The sequence below is a fragment of the Oerskovia sp. NPDC060287 genome (genome assembly GCF_042726775.1).
GTDB classification, from domain to species: Bacteria; Actinomycetota; Actinomycetes; order Actinomycetales; family Cellulomonadaceae; genus Oerskovia; species Oerskovia merdavium.
The window spans coordinates 1-3,763 of record NZ_JBHXBO010000326.1 but is presented as its reverse complement, the minus strand read 5'-3'; the positions used below and the strand labels follow the sequence as shown (position 1 = coordinate 3,763).

The following is a 3,763-nucleotide window of genomic DNA, read 5'->3' as shown; positions in this document are numbered from 1 at the left end:
AGGTAGTACCCACCGGGTTCTATCTCGCGCAGGACGTTCTACCTCGGCGAAAGACGAAGCGACCTCACGCCGCCTGCGGCACCGCCACGAGTCCCCGCGAGCGCTCGAGCCGCTCCACGAGCAGCGTGCCCGCGGCCACGACCGGCAGGAGCACGAGGTTCCCGACCAGCATGGTCCGCAGGAACGGCAGCCCCGCGACGTAGCTCGCCACGAGCCCGTCGAGCCCGGCGGGGTACCAGACCCCGCGACCCTGGAACCAGACGCCGAAGTTGGTCCAGAAGAAGAACCACAGCGACCCGCCGAGGCCCAGCCCGGCGGCTGCACCCACACGCCCCCATAACGACGTGCTGCGCGTCAGCAGCGCTGCAAGGCCCACGACGAGCCAGGCGCTCCACGTGAACAGCGCGATCGACGTGTTGCCCAGCACGAGGTCGGAGACCACTGCGATGACGAGCGGTGCCAGGAACGCGAGGCGGTGCCGGACGAGGACCGCGGCGACGAACGCCGCCGAGGTCACGAGCTCGAGGTTCGGCGGGGCGCCGATCTCCTCGCGCACGAGGCGGAACACGATCGCGATGGCGACGAACGCCACCGCGATCGCGGGCCGCCACCAGCGGGTCAGTAGGTCTCGAGCTTCCACGTGATCTCGTCTCCTGTCTCCGTCACGAGCGACCCGGCGCCGACCTGGGCCATCTCACCGTTCACGTACAGGGCCCAGAACTCCTTGGCGGAGTCCTGCGCCTCGCGGCCGTCGATCCCGGTGACGAACGCGTTCTCGCCCTCGCCCTGGACCACTGCGGTGGGGTCGGCCGCGACGAGCAGCTCGAGCGCCGTCTTCCCCGCGACGCCCTCGTAGGTGAGCTCGACGTCGTCCGCCGAGTCGTCAGCGGCGTCGTCGGACGCGTCGTCCGCCGGCTCTGACGAGGCGTCGTCGGCAGCGACCGTCGAGGAGGCCGTGGTGTCGGCCGCGGGCGTGTCCTCGCCCTGGGCGCAGCCGGCCAGGAGGCCGACCGCGAGCAGGAGAGACGTCAGGGCGGTCAGCGAGCGTGCCGGGGTGGCACGAAGAGTCTGGGGGTTCACACCTGGCAGTCTACGAACGCTCGGCCCGCGGCGGGGCGCGCGCCCAGCAGACGGGACGTCAGGCGTCGATGCGCGCCCTGTCCAGCCCGGCGGCTCCCGCGATGATGAAGTCCTTGCGCGGTGCGACGTCCGAGCCCATGAGGAGCTCGAACACGCGCTCTGCGGACTCGGCGTGCTCGGCCGTGACGCGGCGCAGCGTGCGGTGGCGCGGGTCCATGGTGGTCTCCGCGAGCTGGTCGGCGTCCATCTCCCCGAGGCCCTTGTAGCGCTGGATGTCGTCCTTGTAGCGCTTGCCGGACCGGTCGAGCTTCTTGAGCACGTCCCGCAGCTCGGCCTCGGAGTACGTGTAGATGTACTCGTTCTTGCGCGAGCCCGCGCCGATCACCTCGACGCGGTGCAGCGGCGGCACGGCCGCGTAGACGCGGCCCGCGTCCACGAGGGGCCGCATGTACCGGAAGAAGAGCGTGAGCAGCAGCGTACGGATGTGCGCGCCGTCCACGTCGGCGTCCGTCATGAGCACGACCTTGCCGTAGCGCGCACCCTCGAGGTCGAACGAGCGCCCCGAACCCGCGCCGATGACCTGGATGATCGCGGCGCACTCGGCGTTGCGGAGCATGTCCGTGACCGAGGCCTTCTGGACGTTGAGGATCTTCCCGCGGATGGGTAGGAGCGCCTGGAAGTCGGAGCTGCGGGCGAGCTTGGCCGTGCCGAGGGCCGAGTCGCCCTCGACGATGAAGAGCTCGCTGCGCTCGACGTCGTCGCTGCGGCAGTCCGCGAGCTTGGACGGCAGCGACGAGGTCTCGAGCGCGTTCTTGCGGCGCGAGATCTCCTTCTGCTTGCGCGCGGTGATACGGGCGCGCATCTCGGCGACGACCTTGTCGAGCAGCAGCGAGGCCTGCGTCTTCTCGTCGCGCTTGGTCGAGGTCAGCATGGCGCCGAGCTGCTGCTCGACGACGCGCGCAACGATCGCGCGGACGGGAGCGGTGCCGAGCACCTCCTTGGTCTGCCCCTCGAACTGCGGCTCGGCGAGCCGGACCGTGAGCACGGCCGTGAGGCCCGCGAGGACGTCGTCCTTCTCGATGCGCTCCGAAGCGTCCTTGGTCGACACCTTGAGGCGGCGGGCGTTGGTCTCGACGCCCTTGCGCAGGATCTTGAGCAGCCCCGCCTCGAAGCCCGCGAGGTGCGAGCCGCCCTTGGGCGTCGAGATGATGTTGACGAAGGTCCGCAGCTCGGTGTCGTAGCCCGTGCCCCAGCGCAGCGCCACGTCGACCTCGCAGTCGCGCGTGACCTCCTGCGGGGTCAGGTGGCCCCGCTCGTCGAGGACCGGGACGGTCTCCTTGAACGTGCCCGAACCCGTCAGGTGCCACGTCGCGGTGACGGCGGGGTCCGGGGCGAGGAAGTCGACGAAGTCGATCGTGCCGCCCGAGTGCTGGAAGCTCTCCTCGACCGGGCCGTCGGCGCCGGGCGTGCCCGGCAGCCCGCGCTCGTCGCGCAGCGTGATCTTGAGGCCCGGGACGAGGAAGGTCGTCTGACGCGCGCGCGTCACGAGCTCGTCGTAGGAGAAGACCGCGGTCTTGGGGAACACCTGGCGGTCCGCCCAGTAGCGCACGCGCGTCCCGGTCTTCCCGCGGGGCGCCTTGCCCACGACGGCCAGCTCGGAACGCTCGACGAAGGGCGTGAACGTCGCGTCGGGGTCAGGTCCGGACGCCGGGTCGGCGAACACCCCGGGCTCGCCACGGTGGAACGTCATGCGGTACGTCTTGGAGCCGCGGTCCACCTCGACGTCGAGGCGCGAGGACAGAGCGTTGACGACCGAGGCGCCCACCCCGTGCAGGCCGCCCGACGCCGTGTACGAGCCGCCGCCGAACTTTCCGCCCGCGTGCAGCTTGGTGAAGACGACCTCGACTCCGCTGAGCCCCGTCTTGGGCTCGATGTCCACGGGGATGCCGCGGCCGTTGTCCTTGACTGTCACCGAGGTGTCGGCGTGCAGCACGACCTCGATCGAGTCGCAGTTGCCCGCGAGAGCCTCGTCGACCGAGTTGTCGATGATCTCCCAGAGGCAGTGCATGAGACCGCGCGAGTCGGTGGACCCGATGTACATGCCGGGTCGCTTGCGGACGGCCTCGAGTCCTTCGAGGACGGAGAGGTGCCGTGCGGTGTAGCTGGACTCAGAGGTGGTCGTCACGAAGGGAAAGCCTAGACGCTGCCACCCACAGGTCCTCGCCGCCGGGCCGTGACGCGTCGCACTCGGTCGCGGCGTCCACCGTATTCCCGAGAAGCCGCGGCTACGCGGGTAGCGAACCCGGGCCATTTCGGTACGAGGAAAGGGTCCGGGGATGATTACATGGTCACGTGACTGCTACGACGACTGAACCGCTGACCGTGGCCGACCGTTGCGACCGTTGCGGCGCCCAGGCGTACGTGCGCGTGACCATGCCGAGTGGGGAGCTGCTCTTCTGCGCCCACCACGCCCGCGCGCACGCTGCCGCCTACGCAGACATCGCGACGCACGTCCAGGACGAGACCGACCGCCTGCTCGCGGAGCACGGCGCTCGCTGAGACCCCTCGCGTGCGCTCGACGCACGCAGGCACCCTGAACCCCGACCGGTGAGCACCACCGGCCGGGGTTCTTTCTGTCCGGACCTGACGCTCGACGCACGAGAGGCCCGCACCCCCGAAGGGG

General features: G+C 70.3%; 4 protein-coding genes. 1 reads left to right on the top strand and 3 read right to left on the bottom strand.

What is annotated here, in order from left to right:
- Positions 1-64 precede the first annotated feature (64 nt).
- Genes ACFWFR_RS18315 through ACFWFR_RS18305 form a run of 3 tightly spaced genes read right to left on the bottom strand, consistent with a single transcriptional unit; the run spans position 65 to position 3,265 of the window.
- The gene (locus tag ACFWFR_RS18315) at positions 65-640 is read right to left on the bottom strand and encodes a DUF6580 family putative transport protein (RefSeq protein WP_377624024.1); all 576 of its coding nucleotides are present in this window, start codon (positions 638-640) and stop codon (positions 65-67) included.
- Positions 619-1,080, bottom strand: a complete 462-nt coding sequence (locus tag ACFWFR_RS18310) for a DUF4430 domain-containing protein (protein ID WP_377624023.1) — start codon at positions 1,078-1,080, stop codon at positions 619-621. The genes ACFWFR_RS18315 and ACFWFR_RS18310 overlap by 22 nt, the downstream gene beginning before the upstream one ends.
- Before the next feature lie 58 nt (positions 1,081-1,138).
- Positions 1,139-3,265: a type IIA DNA topoisomerase subunit B gene (locus ACFWFR_RS18305; RefSeq protein ID WP_377624021.1), complete on the bottom strand. Its 2,127-nt coding sequence runs from the start codon at positions 3,263-3,265 to the stop codon at positions 1,139-1,141.
- Between the two features lie 167 nt (positions 3,266-3,432).
- Here ACFWFR_RS18305 and ACFWFR_RS18300 point away from each other — a divergent pair, with 167 nt between their 5' ends.
- Entirely contained in the window at positions 3,433-3,639 is a 207-nt protein-coding gene (locus ACFWFR_RS18300) for a hypothetical protein (protein WP_056650208.1), read from the top strand.
- Positions 3,640-3,763 lie beyond the last annotated feature (124 nt).